The following is a 15,903-nucleotide window of genomic DNA, read 5'->3' as shown; positions in this document are numbered from 1 at the left end:
TGAAGGAGAGAAAGTGCGGTTCGCGAAGTGGCGATCGCCGCGCCGCCTGAGATCCGGGAGAATGCGACGTGGTCGAGACGGGAGAGAGCGCGATGGATCAAGCAAAGATATGATCGTTCTGATCACTGGCGCTTCAGGTCTGATTGGCTCGACATTGTGCGCGCGCCTTGCGGCGGAGGGGCACGAAGTCGTCCGGGCTGTCCGTGGCCGCACACCAAATGGCCTTTTTCAGGGGCGGAGCGTCGTTATCGATATGGCGAGGGCATTGGAGGCGGAAGACTGGCTCCCCCACCTTCGTGGGGTCGACGCTGTCGTGAACTGCGCGGGCGTGCTTCAGGACAGTGCTCGGGAGAATACGCGCAACGTTCATGCTACCGGCGCCTCGGCTCTCTTTGCTGCCTGCGAACGCGCAGGCGTGCGAAGGGTTATCCATTTCTCTGCAGTCGGTGTCGACCGGGAACAGCCTTCAGCTTTCTCGGCCAGCAAGCTGGCTGGGGACCATGCGTTGATGGAGCGTGATCTCAACTGGTTGATCCTGCGGCCCTCGGTGGTGCTCGGTCGGCCCGCTTTCGGCGCAAGCGCCCTTTTTCGAGGCCTCGCGGCCCTGCCGCTGGTTCCAGCAATGCCCGGCACGGGCCTTTTGCAGGTTGTGCAACTCGACGATGTGGTCTCCACTGTTTCGATCCTGCTCGGTAGGCAAGGCCCGTTCCGCCTGACGCTCGAACTGGCAGGACCCGAGGCACTGACGATGAGCGAAGTCGTCGCCCGGTACCGCCAATGGTTTGGGTGGGGCAGAGCGAAGGAGTTTGTCCTGCCCGGATGGATGGCCGCAACGCTTTACCGGCTCGGCGACGTGGCGGGCCTCCTCGGCTGGCGGCCTCCAATACGCACCAACGCCGCCAAGGAAATCGCGCGCGGTGCGACCGGCGCTTTGGAGCCGTGGAAGCTTGCAACCGGGCTCCAGCCGTCCAGTCTTGCGTCCGCCTTGGCCGCCAGCCCTCCCACCGTGCAAGAGCGCTGGTTTGCCAGGCTCTACTTCGTGAAGCCGGCAATCTTCGTGGTTCTGCCGTTCTTCTGGATCGCGACCGGTATCATCTCCCTCACCACCGGTTGGCGCAGCGGAGTGGAGCTTCTGCTCAACACCGCCTTCGAGCCCTTGGCCGGCCCTGCTGTTGTCGCAGGCGCGTTGGGCGATATGGTCGTCGGCGCGATGATCGCATGGCGTCCGGCCAGCCGGGTAGGGCTCTGGGGCGCGATCTCGATTTCATCCTTCTATGCGATTGCTGGAACAATTCTTCGCCCGGACCTGTGGAACGAGCCCCTCGGCCCCCTGATGAAAATCCTGCCGATACTCGTCTTGCACTTCTGCGCGCTGGCGATCCTGGAGGAACGCTGATGCTCTACTTTGCGCTGAAATATTTGCACCTCATCGGCGCTGCCGTGCTGCTCGGCACCGGTGCCGGCATTGCGTTCTTTATGCTCCTCGCCCACCGGACCGGCAGCGCCGCCACGATCGCGGCCGTGGCCCGGATCGTCGTCATTGCCGATTTCCTGTTCACCGCCACCGCGGTCATCGCCCAACCGGTAACCGGCGCCGCATTGGCCTGGCAGTCTGGCTACTCGCTCCGCGAGGGCTGGATCGTGCTGTCGATCCTGCTCTACATCGTCACCGGGCTGTTCTGGTTACCGGTGGTGTGGATGCAGATGCGCATGCGGGATCTCGCTGCGCAAGCCGCATCCGCTGGCATCCCGCCGCCCGAGCGCTACAAACAACTCTTTCGGCTTTGGTTCGCTTTCGGGTTTCCAGCATTCGCCTGCGTGGCCGCGATCTATTGGCTCATGATCACACGGCCCGCAATCGAGCTGTTCTGACGAGCTTCCGAACTCTGCGCGATATGGACACGCAACGACAGTGTCTTGCGGCCAGCGCTGGCTGTCTCTCCGCCTTTGGCAGCTCGTCTACCCGTAAGGACGCACCGGGCCTCGTCAAACTGGCAGGGCCCAATCAACCCCAACCTTCATCTTTTCTTGCGAGCGGTGGCCTCTGCCCGCGCAGGCGCCTCTTTGATGCTAGCCGCGCCGCCCATGTCGCCATTCTTGGTTCGCCCGGCCCCCGGTCCGGCACCTAGATCCGCGCCCGTGATCGGAGCGGAGGAGGGGTCAGAAAGCGTGCGCTCGCCCATCTTGGCTACGATCTTCATGTCCTTGGCCGCCAGCTTGACTGTTGCCGTACCATCGCCATCGTCCGCCGGCATGACTTCCTCAAGGTCGTCCACGCGGTCCCATTCGTCGCCCGAGTTCCACGGCCCGTTCATGTCCCCTTCGCCCTGCGACGTGTTGACGTACATGCTGGCAAATCTCTCGATCCCGGGGAGCTTGCCGGTGGGGAAGTTGTTCTCAATCGCGTACAGCGCTTTCTCGAACGATTTCTGATGCGCGATTTCGCGCGTCATGAGGAACCCTAGCGCGTCCTTGACGCCGGGATCATCGGTGATGTTGATCATCCGCTCATAGACGATTTTGGCCCTTGCCTCCGCCGCAATGTTGGACCGAAGGTCGACGGTGGGCTCGCCGCGGGAATCGATATAGGCGGCAGTCCACGGCACCCCAGCGGAGTCGCACAGCGCAGGTGCGCCGCCGAACAGGATGGACTCCTTGGCCGTCGTGCCGCTGGCGCCAACCATCAAGTAGAGCTCTGCCTCCTTCATCTGCCCTTCGGCAAGCTGTGCTTTCAGGCCTTTGTTGAGCATGGTGACAATTGAGCCGACGACCTCCAGGTGGCTCAATTCCTCGGTCGCGATGTCGAGCAACATGTCCTTGCGGCCGACATCGTCTTCGCCCAGCCCTTGGGTGAAGTAGCGCATGGCGGCGGCAAGCTCGCCATCGGCGCCTCCGAACTGTTCCATGATCATACAGGCGAGACGCGGATTGGGTTCCGAAACACGGACGGTGTACTGCAGTCGCTTGTTGTGCATGAACATGGGGGGCCTCCAGGGTTGAGGCTCCCTAACATCGCGGCGCGGTGATTGTTCCTCGCGCAAATAGAATGGTGGATGGTCCCCTCTCTTGGCTGATCATCAAGAATTTTACCGCTCGGACTCGCAAGCAGAGTGAGACCACCCGCGTAGGCAGGCCGGGCACACCTTCCCGCCCCGCCGGTTTCATCCCAGCCAGGGACTGAAGTCAGGGCGAAAGAACCTTCTGGTGGAATTTTGCTTTGATGAGCCTTCAGGCCATTCCGATCACGTCGCGCCCGCGGCACGCTCGACTAGCGCGACAACACCGTGCCGGCGATCGGGAGCGCGTCTGACCGGTTAATCGACGCACCTCGGGACGACGGGTCAGTGATCCATCGGCGCGGGCTGAACAAGCACAGAGGTCCAGGCCAGAAGGGGGCAAGCGCGGCGGTTTCATCGGTCGACGTCGATCCAGGCGGGAGCGTGATCGCTGGGCTTTTCCCACCCACGGGTCTCGACATCGACACCTGCCGCTTGGATCGTCTGCGCAAGCGATGGGCTTACAAGCAAGTGATCCATGCGCAGGCCGGAGCTGCGATCGTAGCCGCCGCCATAGGAGAAGTTCCAATAGGTGTATATGCCCTTGCCTGGGTAGATCCGGCGAATCGCATCCACCCAGCCCAGGTCCAGCATGCGAGCGTAGGCGCTCCGGCTTTCCGGGAAGAAGACGGCATCGCCCAACCAGCGCGCAGGCACTACAGCGTCCATCTCGGTGGGGACGACATTGTAGTCGCCACAGAGAACGGCGCGCTCGTCTAGTATGGATTTGCTGTAGGTCAGGAGACGTTCGAACCAGCGGAGCTTGTAATCGAACTTGGGGCCTGGCGCCGGATTGCCATTGGGGAGATAGATGCAGCCGACGACAAGGTCGTCGATCTCCGCCTCCAAATAGCGGCTATGCGTATCATCGGGATCGCCCGGCAAGCCGCGGCGGCGCTCGACCGGGTCGGTTCCACGCGCTAGGATTGCCACGCCATTGTAGGATTTCTGGCCGTGCCAGATCGCGCCGAAGCCGGCATCTCGAATTGCCTCGATCGGAAATTTGTCGTCCGACGTTTTCAGTTCCTGGAGGCAGACCACGTCATAGGCAGTCTCGCCAAGCCACTTCAGCAGCACCGGCAAGCGGCCATTGACGCCATTGACGTTGAACGTCGCGATCCGCGTCATCGCTATCTCCCAGGGGTATTTCGAACACCCTCGGCCCCCATTCTCCACAGCCCATCCGCAGGAGCCTGGAGGAAAGCGGTAACGCCGTCGAAACGGCCACCCAGCTCTTCCTTTACCCTCTCGAATTCTTCCTGCCCGAAAGGCTGCCCTTGGTTGTCCATACATGGGAGCAGAATTTGTACAAGGTGCATGGCATCAATGGTGGCAGGTACGGTTCCGCGTTCAAGGCCACTGTGAAACGTCGGTGGCCGCGATGAAGGCGTGACCGATAGGCATCAAAGCCGGTAATTGACCTGTCGATCATTATCATCCGCCAGGTCGTGGATTTGGGGACTGATGATGCGCTTCTGGCTCTTTCTCGCATCGTGAGCCGGCTCGCTCCGCTAGCATGGCATTGTGGATATGAGTGGATGCCAAAGCCGCCTGACCAAATCCCACCGCTATCTGGTTCAATGCTTTGGCCACGTCTCCGACGGCGTAGACCCCCTCGATCGAGGTTTGCGCGTGTGGTCCAATGAGAATGTAGCCGTCCTCATCACAGTGCGCGCCAACTTCCATGGCGAGTTCCGATCGAACGTCGCACCCCATGGCGGTATAAAGCACGTCGATCCGCTCCGTCGATCCATCCGCCATGACGAGATCGAGGCCGGAGTTCCGTGGAACAAGATCGTCCACGAAGTCCCGGACCGCAATGCCGGCGGCGCCAGCCTTCGCACGGGTAGACCCTGAAACGTCTTCGGGATAGTTGCATATGATGCAAATGTCCCGACTGTAGTGCCGCAGGTATAGAGCCTCTTTAAGAGCCGAGCGTTCGGGGCCAACAACCGCGATGCGCTGTCCCTGAACCTCATAGGCATCGCAAACAGGACACAGCCGAACAATCCCTGCCGCAATCGCCTTGCGCAGGCCAGGCATTGCGGGAGCCCGATCGACAACGCCCGTTGCGAGCACAACGCGGGACGCATGAACGTGACCGACACCCGTTGCAAGAACGAAAGCACCGGGTCGTGCTGTCAGAGACTTTACGCCTGCCGCGACGATTTCGGTTCCGTATGCCGTCGCTTGCGCTCTCAAGCGGGCCAGCAGATCCTTGCCTGAAACGCCATCGGGAAAGCCTGGGCAATTGTGGGTCTTGGGAATGAGTTCCGCCCGTCCGTCGCCGGCGTCGAAGAGCAGCACGGATCGCAAGAAGCGAGACAGATAGACGGCCGCGGCAAGACCGGCAGGACCGCCCCCCACAACAGCGACATCGCAAAAGCGATTGATGCCCGGATTGATCATCGCCGCCGAACAAGCACAGGCCCTTGTTGTTCCGCTAGCGTGCTTGTGCAGCATCCAGTCAAGTTGCTGCTGGCGGGAGGTTAAAAAATGGAGCAGTTCGGCGGCGCGGTTGGCGAGCTTGCTGCATGCCTATTTCACCTAGGCCGGGGCGAAGACGATCTCGGCCGCAAGAACATGTTGCTCGACGTAATGACCGAAGAGCTCAGCCATCCAGCGGCACGACGCCGGCGTTAACTCGAGGCGGTTAGTCTGACCATGACGTCTGGTCGGCGAAACTATTTGCCCTGTCTTACGCTTCTCGACCTGGTTCGGTGTGTGGCTTGTCGAATGATCTCAGCGGCTTCGTAGATGGTGATACCGCACCTGCGGGCGTAGTATTCACCTTTCAACGGTTCACTGGTCCCGATTGGCGCCGAGCTTGCTTCTGGAACAGATGGCTGTTGACGGAGTTCGGTAGTGGGCAGCAGGCTCCAATCTGCCCAAGCGGCCCGCTGCTACTTCTCTTGGCTGAGGCATGACTAGCAGCGGGCCACTCTGGCTAAACGCGACATGATTGGTATGGGAAAGAAGGCAAAGCTTAGGGCCAAACATAGAGCTGAAAAGCATTTAGAAAGCGCGCTCATCGCGGAAGCAGCCTGAAGGGGCCTTCTGGTCCTGCCTATGCCGGAAGGGACCCCCCTTCATACTGGCGTGAAGTCCAGCTCAGGCGTCAATCGTCGACAATAGGCGCAAACCAGATCGACGGTCGCTTGCACATCGTCGAGGCAAAGAACCTCCGACGGGGTGTGCATATAGCGCAACGGCACCGAAAGCACACCACGTGAACCCAGACGCGCTGCCCGATCTCGGTGGCGACGTCTGTTCCGCCGATCGTGCTGAAGAACAGAAATCCGTTCTCATCGATGTAGTGGATGATGAAGCCGATCTCATCCATGTGACCGGCATACATGAAGCGCATCGGCGCCTCAGGATTGATTATGGCGGTCACATTGCCCATTACGTCCGTAGTCACCTTGTGAGCGAAGGGACGCACATATTCGCGAAAAAGGTCGGCAACGGGCCTCTCGAACCCGCTTGGCGATGGCGTTGCCACGAGCTTTTGGAAGAACTCAAGAGATGCGTCACGCATAAAACTACCTTCTGACTCCTGAGCCCTGATGCTGAGCGCGCCGGGCTTCCCGCCAGTTGCCGCCTTCGTCGGTGAGGTCGCCCTCGAACTGGTCCGTCCATGGCAGATCGTGCAGCCAACCTTCCCGCCGAGGCGTCCACAACTCGTAGGATGGAATGAGGTCACTTGACGCTGCGTCCAAGCTACCGATCATAATCTCGGCTTCATCGTCGCGGAGGCTCACCACTCGTGATCCGCATGTGGGACAGAAGCTGCGGCCATTGAAGGTTCGTAGCTCACCTGAGCCGCTGTAAGCTGATCGCGGCCATACTGCAAAGGTGGCGAAGGCGCTGCCGCTTGTTCTTTTGCAGTCCTGGCAGTGGCAAAGACCAATCCGCAACGGCTCACCTTCAACCACGTATCTTGCTGCGCCGCAGAGGCAGCCGCCGCTTCGCGCGGGGCTTGTGGGAGTGATATCAGTCGGCTCGCTCGATGCGCTGGTGCCGTTGTTCAAATCAGAAAGTGATTCCTTCGACAATCTCTAACTCCAACGCCTTTTCCGCCAGCAGGTAACAGCTGTTCATCGCGTGATTGCGAAGCTCATCGAGAGACATCCTCGAACCGCGAACAAGGTCGGCAAAGCCCTCGTTCTCGAGTTGCTCCGCCGTCTCAAGCAACGCCAGTTGTTCCCGGACGATCTGCAGGCAACTGCGTATGGGACCGTTCAGCACCAAGTCCTTCTCAAGTCGCCGCTCGTGGATCAGCAAGACCGCCTGTGGGCAAAGATACCTGTGGGCTTTTGGAAAGGCGGCAAGAACGGTCACCCCGGCGGAGTACACCGTGTTTTTGCCGATGACATAGCCCGCGCGGCCCGAATGCTTCAGGAACAGCTTTGCCTCAAGCGCCATGCGGCGAGCACCATCGGCATCGCCGCCAGGGGTATCGATCTCGACATAGAGGTCATCCTCGCCTCTACGAACCTCCTTCAGATCGTCTATGAAATTCAGAACAGCGCGGTCGTCGATAAGCCCATGAATTCGCGCGTTCGGATCGAAAAGAAGCTTGTGTCGATCCGGACTGCGAGTGGGTTGTTGACTAGGTTTTACTTGTCTGTCCATGCACCCGAGCCCTTTGTACAACCCCGAACTTTGTGGCTAGAGCATTGTTCCACCAAAAATAATGGAACAGCTCCGACGGGATCGATATGGATGACCCATCGGCTTTATGTCGGTGGGTTTCTCTTTGAGCCGCGCTTGACGATCGGGCCCTTCACCTCCATTTGGCGCGAACTGTTGGTAATCCGGCGCGAAGTGGAGCACATCGTGACCATCAAGCAGGGCGAACGGCACTGCGGGCTGAGCGCGGGGACCAGGACACTCACACTTCGCGGCCGAGCCGGGAAGATTACCTTTGGTGTGTTCGACCCACGCCATATTGAGGACGTGCTCGACCGTGACCGTCTGGCGCGAAAAAAACGCGGCCATCGCCGATGAGGAACACGCACGGGGGGCGTCACCGGTCGCTGGCTTGTTCTATTTTCACCCCTCTGAAGCCGACGCTCTAATTCGAACCTTCACCGGAGGGCTTCGGTCTGCGGTTTTTCTTTTATGACGGAACAAGCGGTTATTCAGCTTGTTGAAAAGAGGTCTGCGATCATCCCCTCAAGCGACCGCAGATTGGTGGAGACACCGGCCTGCGCTCTTGCCGAGGGGCGCGGGTTCCACTCGGAGGACGTCTGCCGGAACCAACGGGAGTTGCTCCGGCTCCTCTGCCCTGAACGGAGAACAACATGCTCAGATTTCTGATAACTCTCGGCGCGGTCTATGCCGCTTTCAAGCTTGGACGCGAGGTCGGGCGTGGAGAGGCTCGCATGTTGGTCAGCGCCCCAGTAGACTACGAGCGTCGGCCATCAGGACGGAGGTACGAGGATTAGCGTCTGGCCCGTGGGATCCGCAATCTCAGTTTACTGCAGCGCGGCCGCGCCCGGCATTCAAGGCTGGAGCAAGGCACCCCCGTATTGTGCCCAAAGACGTTGGCAGTCCCATATTCTTAGGCTTGGTGTGCCTGGCAGCCCATAGAACACCATCGCACCTCGAACATCGAAACCGAGAACCGACGCGTTGGCTACGAACTGGATAGCTTGCCCCAAGCTGATGGTGCCTATTCTGGTTTCGATTTTATTGGTGAGGTCGATTACGCCAAAGATTTCGGCGCTAGTGCCTCTGCCGGCCAAAACAGCCGACGAGATCGCGTCGTCCAAGGCAAGGAGCATACCGAAGTTCCCATGAGTTCTTCCTAACTTGGGCGTGAGGGATTGGTTCCAGATCCAGCACGGAATATGGCTCCGCCGTGGATGATTTGGCGAGCACACCCCGGCAGACGGGGCGGAAGGCGCAACTTTCCGACCGGCGTGGTGCACAACGAGTAGATGGGGCGGAATCAGGCGACGGATCAGCAAGCGGCGGACTTCAATCGCCGCCTGGACGAACTGTCAGGACTTCGGCGCCGCATCGTGACGTCATCCAAGGACCTGAAGCGGGAGGTCGACGAGCTGCGCCGGAAGCAAGCGATTTGTAGGCGCTGCCCGTCCGCTGTGGTCGCTCGGTCCTGGCGGGTCCTCGCCCAACCACCTCTCACCCGCTGGCTTCGGCCAGCGGGTTTTTTGCTTCGCCCTCTCGCGGAATGTAAAGGGCCTGTCCAGATGGCACCTTTGCAGCGAACTGGAGAGTGAACAGAAGCCGATTTTGGTCATCCGTTACGTTCATTATCCAAGGGGTCATATGCTCCCAGAAAGATTGCTTGCTGTCGTTGATCATCTCGCCGGCAGCGCGCACTGCTTCCTGGCGCGCGGCATCCAGATCGGGGAGATCGACGCCTTCATCATCGGGGTTGAATTCGCCGTTGTCGACGTGGAAATGAAAAAATGGGCATGTCGCTAGCCTTGTTGAACTGCAGAACAACGCTCGCTCCATCGCTTTGTTTCGCAGCGATCGCCTGTGCTCGTTGCAAGGCGAAGCAGAGCAATTGTTGCTGGACCATCGGGGCCGCCGGTCCTTGTCGACTGACAGCCCACACACCGAGATTGCACAGCCGCTAGCTCCCAGCCAGCGGAATTTTTGTTGCTGGAACATTCCAGCCAGGCGGCGGTTCGGATAACGGCGACGCATCTTTTGGCTAGGCTGTGCTGGCGTCGCGGTCGGGCTCGCATCACCCGACAAAGAGCCCGCATCGTTCCCCTCGATGCGGGCTCATCGCTTATAAGCGGAACCTGATAGGCTTATTTCGCTTATAGCCGGATGAGCACGCGAGGGGCTCGATTCATATATCGATGGATAGCTGAACACCTACCGATTTCGGATGATCCGGTGGCATTGGGCGATCTGGCTTGATTGATGAAGGGGGCCGAACGCGGAGGCATTTCACCCAGGGAAATTTAACGAAGAAGTCGATAGCGTTGCCGAGCTGATCTTTGAGGCGATGGAGCACGCCGAGGGCGCATGGCGTAGCAAAATGGAACAACATGCGATCACACCGAGTTCTACAGGCAGTCGTCGGTCCCTCGGGGGTGTTAGCCACGAATTCAGAAAGCCCGTCGCTCACGCTTATTAGCTGCGACGGGCTTTTCGTGAGCGATACCTAAAATTGTTAATGTGGAGGGATCAACGCTGGCGCATAATGCGAGTCTGCCCCGCACTTCATCGGGGTAAGGGCCCGGCCTGTCCGCCCGAAGTCCCCCCGACTCCCCGCAGGCCGGGCATCGTGTGTCTGGGGTGCCAGCTAGTCTAGTTGAGCGTCTTGTCGGCAACGAAGGGTGCCAGGGCTTCGGCAACGCGCTGTAGAAACGGCTCCCGATTGAGCACCACGCCGTTCGGCTCGACAAAGGTATCTTCCTCGTCCTGCTGCGCGGATGCTCAAGCGTCACGGTAAACGTAGAGTCGGGCATCGCGGCCGATAGAGCAGCCGCCATCTGAGCCCGATAGGCTGCGCTTTCGTAGCGGGCTTCCCGGGGCGGCACTACCAGAAATTCTCTGGCGGACATGGCCGCCTTCATCCGCTCCGGCTATTGCATGATCTCGCCCCCGCGAAATCCCAGGCCTAAAAATCTGGCGGCCGACGCATACTTTGGTTGGGGTCCCGGATTGAAAGCGTCGGGCCGCCGTTTGGGTGGGGCGCGTCTCAATTGACGCAGGTCCAGATTAGGCGCGCTGTTGCGCCTTTAATACTGGATGCCTTGATATGGTGAAGGAGGGCTCACTATCCACCGCCATGCGCAGCAGCCGCGACAAATGCAGGCGGTGCAGAGCTTGCATCTCCTCTAATTGGTGGAGCAATTCGATGGCTAGACGTGTCGGCAGGTTGTCCCGCTCCAGTCGGGCAATGAGTTCGCGTTGACGAAGCAGATGCTGCTCACCCAGCCTCACATGGCCTTTCACCATTTCGATCTCGTCGGCGAGAACCATGAAGAGGAACGCACCTGTCCTTTGCTCGTTCCGCCGGTCCAGCGAGGGCAGCTACTTGAACGCGTATTTGTACACCGCGCGGCCGCTCTCCTCAGTAACGCGAACCCATAGCCGTTCTTCTCTGCGCGCCTGGACCTCTTTCTTGGTACTGAGGGTCGCAGCCTCCCACGGCGACTTGGCGGTGACTGTGTTACGGGAAACCGGCGTCTCGCCGGCCATCTCCTCGACTTGGTAGGTTTTCATGCATAGCGCCCCGTTCGGTCACCGCTCCAACGATGATCGCCAAGCCTTGTTCCGGCTCAGAGGCGCGAGCGCGCGCGAGCCGACCTAGGCGAACGGCGCTCCACAGGCGACTAAGTTGCCTAGTTAGCGGAGGATGCCTTCCTCTTAGGTGGAACGTGGCTCGTCACCAGCCGCACAGTGTTCGTCTTGACCGTTATCCCGAGATCCTTGCCGCCGACCGTCACCGTGTCCTCGTCGACGCGTGTGACCTCTCCCACAATCTGGATCTGCTGCCCGCTGCTGATGTGGGGCGTGGTGTCCACGATCGAATGTGGTTGATGGTACGACGGGATCAAAACGCTGATCCTGTCCTCTGTCACGCGCTTGCGCACGGTTGCCGTTATGGCGACCTCGTCGCCGACCTTTATGCTGCCCTTCGCCATGCCATTACAATGCCGGAGCGGCAGATAGGTTCGCAAGCGCCAGCTAATGGAACAATCCGCCAGCCGCCTTGTTGTGTTTCGCTGCGCAGCTCGTGCCGAGGTCCCAGCGCAGCCGGGGGCTCAGACCCCGGAGCCCGTTCGACCCTCCCCAGACGAACGGGCTCTTGTGGTGGAATGTGCGACTACTGCCATATTAAATGTGGTTGGTGGCGACCCGGCACGGGCGCATAAGTGACCTATCGCCGGTAACGACCTTGTGGACATCGGCGGCTGAGAGACACACCGACCGCGCTCTTGTCTGAACCCAGACCGGGAGCGATTCGTTGACCGATCCAGTCTCCACTTGCCCAAACCAAACAGCGCTCGACGTCGCACTCATCGCAAGCTCGAAGGAAGCGATCGAGCGGTCGCGCGAATTACTGATTGAGACGAGACCGTTGCTCAATCCCTATAGCGCAGAGCATTGCACCGTGAATTCCGTCTCGATAACCGAGGTTTGTGGGGAATGGCACGTCCTCGTCCAGGAGGACGGGAAAGAAAGCGCTCGCACCTTTGTGACCGAGCAATATGCTCTGAACTATGCTGAAGGCCAAAGGTTGCGACTGCATTTCAACAAGGTGATGCGGATCTAGTCGCCGGCCGGTTTCTCTTCCACTGACTTGCCGCCGAAGCTCACGGGTGGCAACACCGAAGCGTCGTTCACAGTGGCGTCACAACGTGCCGAGCGACCTTGCATCGGCGAAGAGGCTGCGCCACGAAGCGTGTTGATGCGTCTCGGGGAACATTGAGGGCGCGAAAAACAAAGCCAACGCCGTCGCCGACAAGGCACGCAAGGCGAGCGCAACATCAGCATTGATTGGCGCATTGACGCTGGTGATTGGAGCGTCGCCAAGGCCCACGCCAAAAAGTCATGTGCCGTATCGCGGAAATAGACCTCTGTGAATGTTGACCCATTTCGTTCGCAAACGTCCGGTGAGGTAGCCGCCGGCGGCGGCCGAGAGCCACTGAACGATGACTGGCCAGACCGCGGCACTCACCGCGAAGGCGGTGGCAGACGGCATCAACAGCAGCGAAATCGAGGAAGATACCGGCAGCGTATCAGGCCGTGCTTGAAGCAACTATCCACCAACAAGGCGGCCGCACCGATTGATGGAGTTTGGGTCAACCTGCCCGGGGATTTGGACCGGCGGAACGATGACGTGAAGGTTTCCGCCCGGTCCGGATCTTCAAGGCATTCCGGAAAGCCTCCGCTCCCACTTCGCAGCCATGTCTCGAAGGGCCGTTGGAGCTGATGACGATCTTAGCCTGCCCGATTGTTAGACCGTATTTCTGGGCAAGCTCAACTGGTTCGTACGTATCGTTCCAGCTCTCGACCGGTTTGGTCATTTGCACTCCCTGGCGATAGGTCTTGGTCGCGCTCAACGTTCGTGGGACGTGGAGGTTCAACGGCAGGAGCGAAGTCCTTGCATTCGGGGAGGAGACGGACGCTGCGCCTCCAAAGAAGCGGCGCGAACGACTTTGTGTCGGGAGGCCTCCGGCTTACGGATATGAAGAGATTGCACTTATGCAATAAGTTCCCCAATAGCCCGGCCTCTCTGCAACCCAGATTGAGGGAACAGGCCCGGCTAGTCAGCCGTCTTGGGGGGATACGGCGCCTTCGTAGGGTGAATTGCCTGAAAGCAGGCGCCGGGCCGAGATCCTGTGGAGTTAACCGGTGGCGGTTCTGTAAAAGAAACCCCGCTTTCGCGGGGTTCTTCCGTCAGTGGACTGCCTTCTTTTTGGCGGCCGCCTTGCGCTGCCCTGACTTACCCTTTGAGGCAGAGTCTTTCGAGTGGGCTGACATCGCCGGTGCGGCACCGGCTTTCTTGGCAGCGGACGCTTTAACAGCGGCTTTCTTCGGAGCTGCATTCTTCGGCGCAGCGGCCTTTCTTGCACGCCCCTTTTTCGGCTCTTCCTTCGATGAGAAGATGCCGGTGATGCTTTCAATGATGGACATTGGCTGGCCCTCCGTTGAATTCGACAAACAATGCCGAGCGCCCAGAAATTGTTCCATGGGGCGGTCTCAACGTCGCCTCATTGGCCAGGCGGTTCGGGCCGGGCCAGCCCTGCCTTAATTGGGATCTGATCAAGATCATCTATTGCAACGAATGCCGCGCCGCTGGCCGCGATGATCGGAACTTGCAGTTCACAAACCATGCTCTGACGCCGGAGCGGCGGAAGGGCTGGACGCCTTACCCAAATAGGCGAGTTTCCGCTCTTACAGAAGCGGGCGGCTTGGCTTCCTCGGTTCCGGCAGGCTGTTACAGGGATTTGCGGCCAACGCGGCTAAGCGCCAGTCCTTTTGGCACATCTCCCTTGCCAGTGACTCATTGCGATCATCATCAGCGGTCGCTCGACCTTTGTTCGCGGCAAGCAGATAGTCAGCTCTGTTCGTGCGGTAGTCTTCTTTTTTTGCAGTCATCGTTTCCTCCCGGATTCCGCAGGCATTGCCCTCCTTCTGGCCTGACGGCGGAACACACTAGCTGCTGATATATCGCGGGAGTCCACCAATTGAGGATTGTGTAGAACGATATATCCGGGGTAGCGGCTCAATCATAGGCAATTGGCTGCGTAGCCAATGAAGCTGATATGCCGCCGATCTTCCTCCAACACGCTGCCGGCTACTTTTCGTCCGCTACGGAACCTTTCCGCCCACAACTGCTTCCCTGTGATTGCTGGGAGGATGATCAATGGCAAATCTGGGCAGATTGGCTGTGGCCATATTAGGCGTGCTCGCCTACGAAAATCGCGACAAAATCGGGGAATTGCTGCGCGGGAGTCGCGATCCGAACAATCCGCAGGGCGGCATACTGGACCAACTATCCAAAGGCGTTTCCGGGACAGCGCTTGGCGATATCGTCGAGCGATTCAGGAATGCGGGAGCCGGGTCTAAGGTGGATTCCTGGGTCAGCCCCGGCCCGAACCAACCCATCGAGCCGAAAGAGGTCGAGACGGCGATCGACGATGAAACGCTGACTTCGCTTTCAATGCAGACGGGCTTGTCCCGGGATGAACTGATCGCCAGGATAACGCGTGATTTGCCTGAGGCGATCAACAAGTTGACTCCGAATGGCGAAATGCCCGCTGCAGGCTCGGAGGACATTACTCTTCTTGATCGGGTGCCGCCACGTACCGGGGCCTAGTCGGCCATTAGTCGAGGTGTGTCGTCCGAACTGCCTCCGCCACAGCGCACAGCCGCCCGCCAGGCGCCAAGCAGTGCTCACCAGAAGGGCGATGGCCATGTACCAGGGGTCGCCCGGTATTCAAACCAGAACAACGTGTCGAGAAGGAAATCGACAGCACCGTAGCAGCCCGAGGGCGATTAGGCTGGAACACGAGGCGCATCTCGTAGTTCGGTGTCGGGCGGCCGATCCAATGTCCCTTAAATCGGCTGTCCATCCATCCCTAGTGCCATGTCAGGCCCACAACTGTGCTCCGGTGGTGGGCTTATCATTACAAAAAGCGCAACTTTTGTGATCGACATTACGCGCTAATCTAGGCTGCACAGTAACCCTTGTTATTGAGAGCAATTCGAGCGGTTAGCAGAGTAAAGGCCGTCTTGGTCGATTGGTCCTGTGTCACGAACATGACCGCGACTTCGACGGCCCGCTGCTTGGAGGGATGTGGACACTTTCGCTTGGCGGCGGGCCAAATTACCTCACCCGACTCTGATGGTATTCGCTATGCACTTCCAGCCTTGTTGCCGGGGGGGAACATTTTTGGGCATGGGTGATCCGAAGGAACACTACAAGGATGACTAAGGTGAAATTGGGCCGCAGCTAAACCTATGATCTGCACCGGCTCCGATTCTTTTGGTCGCTGTTTACTTGACGCTCGAGCCGCGCGCATTCCGAACACGAGATGGCGCGGCCCAGGCGAAGCGCTGAAGGAGCGCCAAAGCGGACTGGCACCAACAAAGTCGCCGAGAGTCTTCGCCCCGATACTGATGTCCGCTTCCGCTCCGCCTGGAGTTGAAAGCTGCTTGTCCGCTCCCGGTCCCGCAACAGTCTCGGGGCGTTTCTCTGGTGGCCAATCATGGCCGAAGGAGAAACGAAATGGGACACTCTTGCTACGACCTGACCACCTCCGATCGCCGGGCATGGAATGCAGGCAAGAAAGTCGGAACGAAACGCCCGCTGAAACCTCGACAGATATGGGCGATACGC

The 15,903-nt window shown here is 59.5% G+C and carries 17 protein-coding genes and 2 pseudogenes; 6 read left to right on the top strand and 13 right to left on the bottom strand.

Annotation, left to right across the window (positions count from 1 at the left end):
- The first annotated feature begins 109 nt into the window (after positions 1–109).
- On the top strand, positions 110–1,396 hold the full coding sequence (locus EOA23_RS06715; protein WP_127303319.1) for an SDR family oxidoreductase: 1,287 nt from the start codon (positions 110–112) through the stop codon (positions 1,394–1,396).
- Positions 1,396–1,872, top strand: a complete 477-nt coding sequence (locus EOA23_RS06710) for a DUF2269 family protein (RefSeq protein WP_127303318.1) — start codon at positions 1,396–1,398, stop codon at positions 1,870–1,872. The genes EOA23_RS06715 and EOA23_RS06710 overlap by 1 nt, the downstream gene beginning before the upstream one ends.
- A gap of 146 nt (positions 1,873–2,018) precedes the next feature.
- Here the strand turns inward: EOA23_RS06710 and EOA23_RS06705 are convergent, their stop codons facing one another.
- The 3 genes from EOA23_RS06705 to EOA23_RS06695 form a co-directional block, all read right to left on the bottom strand.
- Positions 2,019–2,981, bottom strand: a complete 963-nt coding sequence (locus tag EOA23_RS06705; RefSeq protein ID WP_127303317.1) for a manganese catalase family protein — start codon at positions 2,979–2,981, stop codon at positions 2,019–2,021.
- 429 nt (positions 2,982–3,410) lie between these two features.
- Complete coding sequence (gene xth, locus EOA23_RS06700; protein WP_127303316.1) at positions 3,411–4,184, bottom strand: exodeoxyribonuclease III; 774 nt, start codon at positions 4,182–4,184, stop codon at positions 3,411–3,413.
- A 306-nt stretch (positions 4,185–4,490) separates the two neighbouring features.
- Positions 4,491–5,519 (bottom strand): NAD(P)/FAD-dependent oxidoreductase, encoded by a 1,029-nt coding sequence (locus EOA23_RS06695; RefSeq protein ID WP_245474036.1) that lies wholly within the window; start codon positions 5,517–5,519, stop codon positions 4,491–4,493.
- A 33-nt stretch (positions 5,520–5,552) separates the two neighbouring features.
- On the opposite strand from EOA23_RS06695, the gene EOA23_RS06690 reads away from it, so the two are divergent.
- Positions 5,553–5,699 (top strand): manganese catalase family protein, encoded by a 147-nt coding sequence (locus EOA23_RS06690; RefSeq protein ID WP_127303315.1) that lies wholly within the window; start codon positions 5,553–5,555, stop codon positions 5,697–5,699.
- A 475-nt stretch (positions 5,700–6,174) separates the two neighbouring features.
- On the opposite strand, the gene EOA23_RS06680 is transcribed toward EOA23_RS06690, so the two are convergent.
- The 3 genes and pseudogenes from EOA23_RS06680 to EOA23_RS06670 all read right to left on the bottom strand — a co-directional run bounded on the left by EOA23_RS06680 (position 6,175) and on the right by EOA23_RS06670 (position 7,691).
- On the bottom strand, positions 6,175–6,594 hold the full coding sequence (locus EOA23_RS06680) for a hypothetical protein (RefSeq protein ID WP_127303313.1): 420 nt from the start codon (positions 6,592–6,594) through the stop codon (positions 6,175–6,177).
- A gap of 100 nt (positions 6,595–6,694) precedes the next feature.
- A pseudogene (locus EOA23_RS06675) lies at positions 6,695–7,048 on the bottom strand (GFA family protein); the annotation flags it as partial.
- Positions 7,049–7,088: 40 nt separating this feature from the next.
- The gene (locus EOA23_RS06670; RefSeq protein WP_127303312.1) at positions 7,089–7,691 is read right to left on the bottom strand and encodes a hypothetical protein; all 603 of its coding nucleotides are present in this window, start codon (positions 7,689–7,691) and stop codon (positions 7,089–7,091) included.
- A gap of 177 nt (positions 7,692–7,868) precedes the next feature.
- On the opposite strand from EOA23_RS06670, the pseudogene EOA23_RS06665 reads away from it, so the two are divergent.
- Positions 7,869–8,067, top strand: a pseudogene (locus tag EOA23_RS06665) (hypothetical protein); the annotation flags it as partial.
- A gap of 1,139 nt (positions 8,068–9,206) precedes the next feature.
- Here the strand turns inward: EOA23_RS06665 and EOA23_RS06655 are convergent.
- The 4 genes from EOA23_RS06655 to EOA23_RS06635 form a co-directional block, all read right to left on the bottom strand.
- Positions 9,207–9,545: a hypothetical protein gene (locus EOA23_RS06655; RefSeq protein ID WP_127303310.1), complete on the bottom strand. Its 339-nt coding sequence runs from the start codon at positions 9,543–9,545 to the stop codon at positions 9,207–9,209.
- A 1,224-nt stretch (positions 9,546–10,769) separates the two neighbouring features.
- Positions 10,770–11,033, bottom strand: a complete 264-nt coding sequence (locus EOA23_RS06645) for a hypothetical protein (RefSeq protein WP_127303308.1) — start codon at positions 11,031–11,033, stop codon at positions 10,770–10,772.
- Between the two features lie 51 nt (positions 11,034–11,084).
- Positions 11,085–11,276, bottom strand: a complete 192-nt coding sequence (locus EOA23_RS06640; RefSeq protein ID WP_126079505.1) for a hypothetical protein — start codon at positions 11,274–11,276, stop codon at positions 11,085–11,087.
- A 119-nt stretch (positions 11,277–11,395) separates the two neighbouring features.
- A complete protein-coding gene (locus EOA23_RS06635; protein ID WP_127303307.1) occupies positions 11,396–11,698 on the bottom strand; it encodes a hypothetical protein in 303 nt (100 codons plus the stop codon).
- 323 nt (positions 11,699–12,021) lie between these two features.
- Here EOA23_RS06635 and EOA23_RS06630 point away from each other — a divergent pair, with 323 nt between their 5' ends.
- Positions 12,022–12,330, top strand: coding sequence for a hypothetical protein (locus EOA23_RS06630; protein ID WP_127303306.1), 309 nt, complete (start codon positions 12,022–12,024; stop codon positions 12,328–12,330).
- 78 nt (positions 12,331–12,408) lie between these two features.
- On the opposite strand, the gene EOA23_RS35585 is transcribed toward EOA23_RS06630, so the two are convergent.
- The 3 genes from EOA23_RS35585 to EOA23_RS06620 all read right to left on the bottom strand — a co-directional run bounded on the left by EOA23_RS35585 (position 12,409) and on the right by EOA23_RS06620 (position 14,159).
- Positions 12,409–12,597, bottom strand: coding sequence for a hypothetical protein (locus EOA23_RS35585; protein ID WP_189341519.1), 189 nt, complete (start codon positions 12,595–12,597; stop codon positions 12,409–12,411).
- Between the two features lie 860 nt (positions 12,598–13,457).
- Positions 13,458–13,694: a hypothetical protein gene (locus tag EOA23_RS06625; protein ID WP_127249884.1), complete on the bottom strand. Its 237-nt coding sequence runs from the start codon at positions 13,692–13,694 to the stop codon at positions 13,458–13,460.
- A gap of 261 nt (positions 13,695–13,955) precedes the next feature.
- Positions 13,956–14,159: a hypothetical protein gene (locus EOA23_RS06620; protein WP_127303305.1), complete on the bottom strand. Its 204-nt coding sequence runs from the start codon at positions 14,157–14,159 to the stop codon at positions 13,956–13,958.
- Positions 14,160–14,427: 268 nt separating this feature from the next.
- Between EOA23_RS06620 and EOA23_RS06615 the strand changes: the two genes are divergently transcribed.
- Positions 14,428–14,880: a YidB family protein gene (locus EOA23_RS06615; RefSeq protein WP_127303304.1), complete on the top strand. Its 453-nt coding sequence runs from the start codon at positions 14,428–14,430 to the stop codon at positions 14,878–14,880.
- The last annotated feature ends 1,023 nt before the right edge of the window (positions 14,881–15,903 follow it).

Origin of the sequence: Mesorhizobium sp. M2A.F.Ca.ET.042.01.1.1, from assembly GCF_003997405.1 — a bacterium.
GTDB lineage: Bacteria > Pseudomonadota > Alphaproteobacteria > Rhizobiales > Rhizobiaceae > Mesorhizobium.
This window is presented reverse-complemented; position numbering and strand designations above follow the sequence as displayed.

Excerpts from the sequence above, each read along its gene's own strand:
- EOA23_RS06715 (WP_127303319.1), top strand. The coding sequence starts at position 110 with ATGATCGTTCTGATCACTGGCGCTTCAGGTCTGATTGGCTCGACATTG.
- EOA23_RS06710 (WP_127303318.1), top strand. The coding sequence starts at position 1,396 with ATGCTCTACTTTGCGCTGAAATATTTGCACCTCATCGGCGCTGCCGTG.
- EOA23_RS06705 (WP_127303317.1), bottom strand. The coding sequence starts at position 2,981 with ATGTTCATGCACAACAAGCGACTGCAGTACACCGTCCGTGTTTCGGAA.
- xth (WP_127303316.1), bottom strand. The coding sequence starts at position 4,184 with ATGACGCGGATCGCGACGTTCAACGTCAATGGCGTCAATGGCCGCTTG.
- EOA23_RS06695 (WP_245474036.1), bottom strand. The coding sequence starts at position 5,519 with ATGCTGCACAAGCACGCTAGCGGAACAACAAGGGCCTGTGCTTGTTCG.
- EOA23_RS06690 (WP_127303315.1), top strand. The coding sequence starts at position 5,553 with ATGGAGCAGTTCGGCGGCGCGGTTGGCGAGCTTGCTGCATGCCTATTT.
- EOA23_RS06680 (WP_127303313.1), bottom strand. The coding sequence starts at position 6,594 with ATGCGTGACGCATCTCTTGAGTTCTTCCAAAAGCTCGTGGCAACGCCA.
- EOA23_RS06670 (WP_127303312.1), bottom strand. The coding sequence starts at position 7,691 with ATGGACAGACAAGTAAAACCTAGTCAACAACCCACTCGCAGTCCGGAT.
- EOA23_RS06655 (WP_127303310.1), bottom strand. The coding sequence starts at position 9,545 with ATGGAGCGAGCGTTGTTCTGCAGTTCAACAAGGCTAGCGACATGCCCA.
- EOA23_RS06645 (WP_127303308.1), bottom strand. The coding sequence starts at position 11,033 with ATGGTTCTCGCCGACGAGATCGAAATGGTGAAAGGCCATGTGAGGCTG.
- EOA23_RS06640 (WP_126079505.1), bottom strand. The coding sequence starts at position 11,276 with ATGAAAACCTACCAAGTCGAGGAGATGGCCGGCGAGACGCCGGTTTCC.
- EOA23_RS06635 (WP_127303307.1), bottom strand. The coding sequence starts at position 11,698 with ATGGCGAAGGGCAGCATAAAGGTCGGCGACGAGGTCGCCATAACGGCA.
- EOA23_RS06625 (WP_127249884.1), bottom strand. The coding sequence starts at position 13,694 with ATGTCCATCATTGAAAGCATCACCGGCATCTTCTCATCGAAGGAAGAG.
- EOA23_RS06620 (WP_127303305.1), bottom strand. The coding sequence starts at position 14,159 with ATGACTGCAAAAAAAGAAGACTACCGCACGAACAGAGCTGACTATCTG.
- EOA23_RS06615 (WP_127303304.1), top strand. The coding sequence starts at position 14,428 with ATGGCAAATCTGGGCAGATTGGCTGTGGCCATATTAGGCGTGCTCGCC.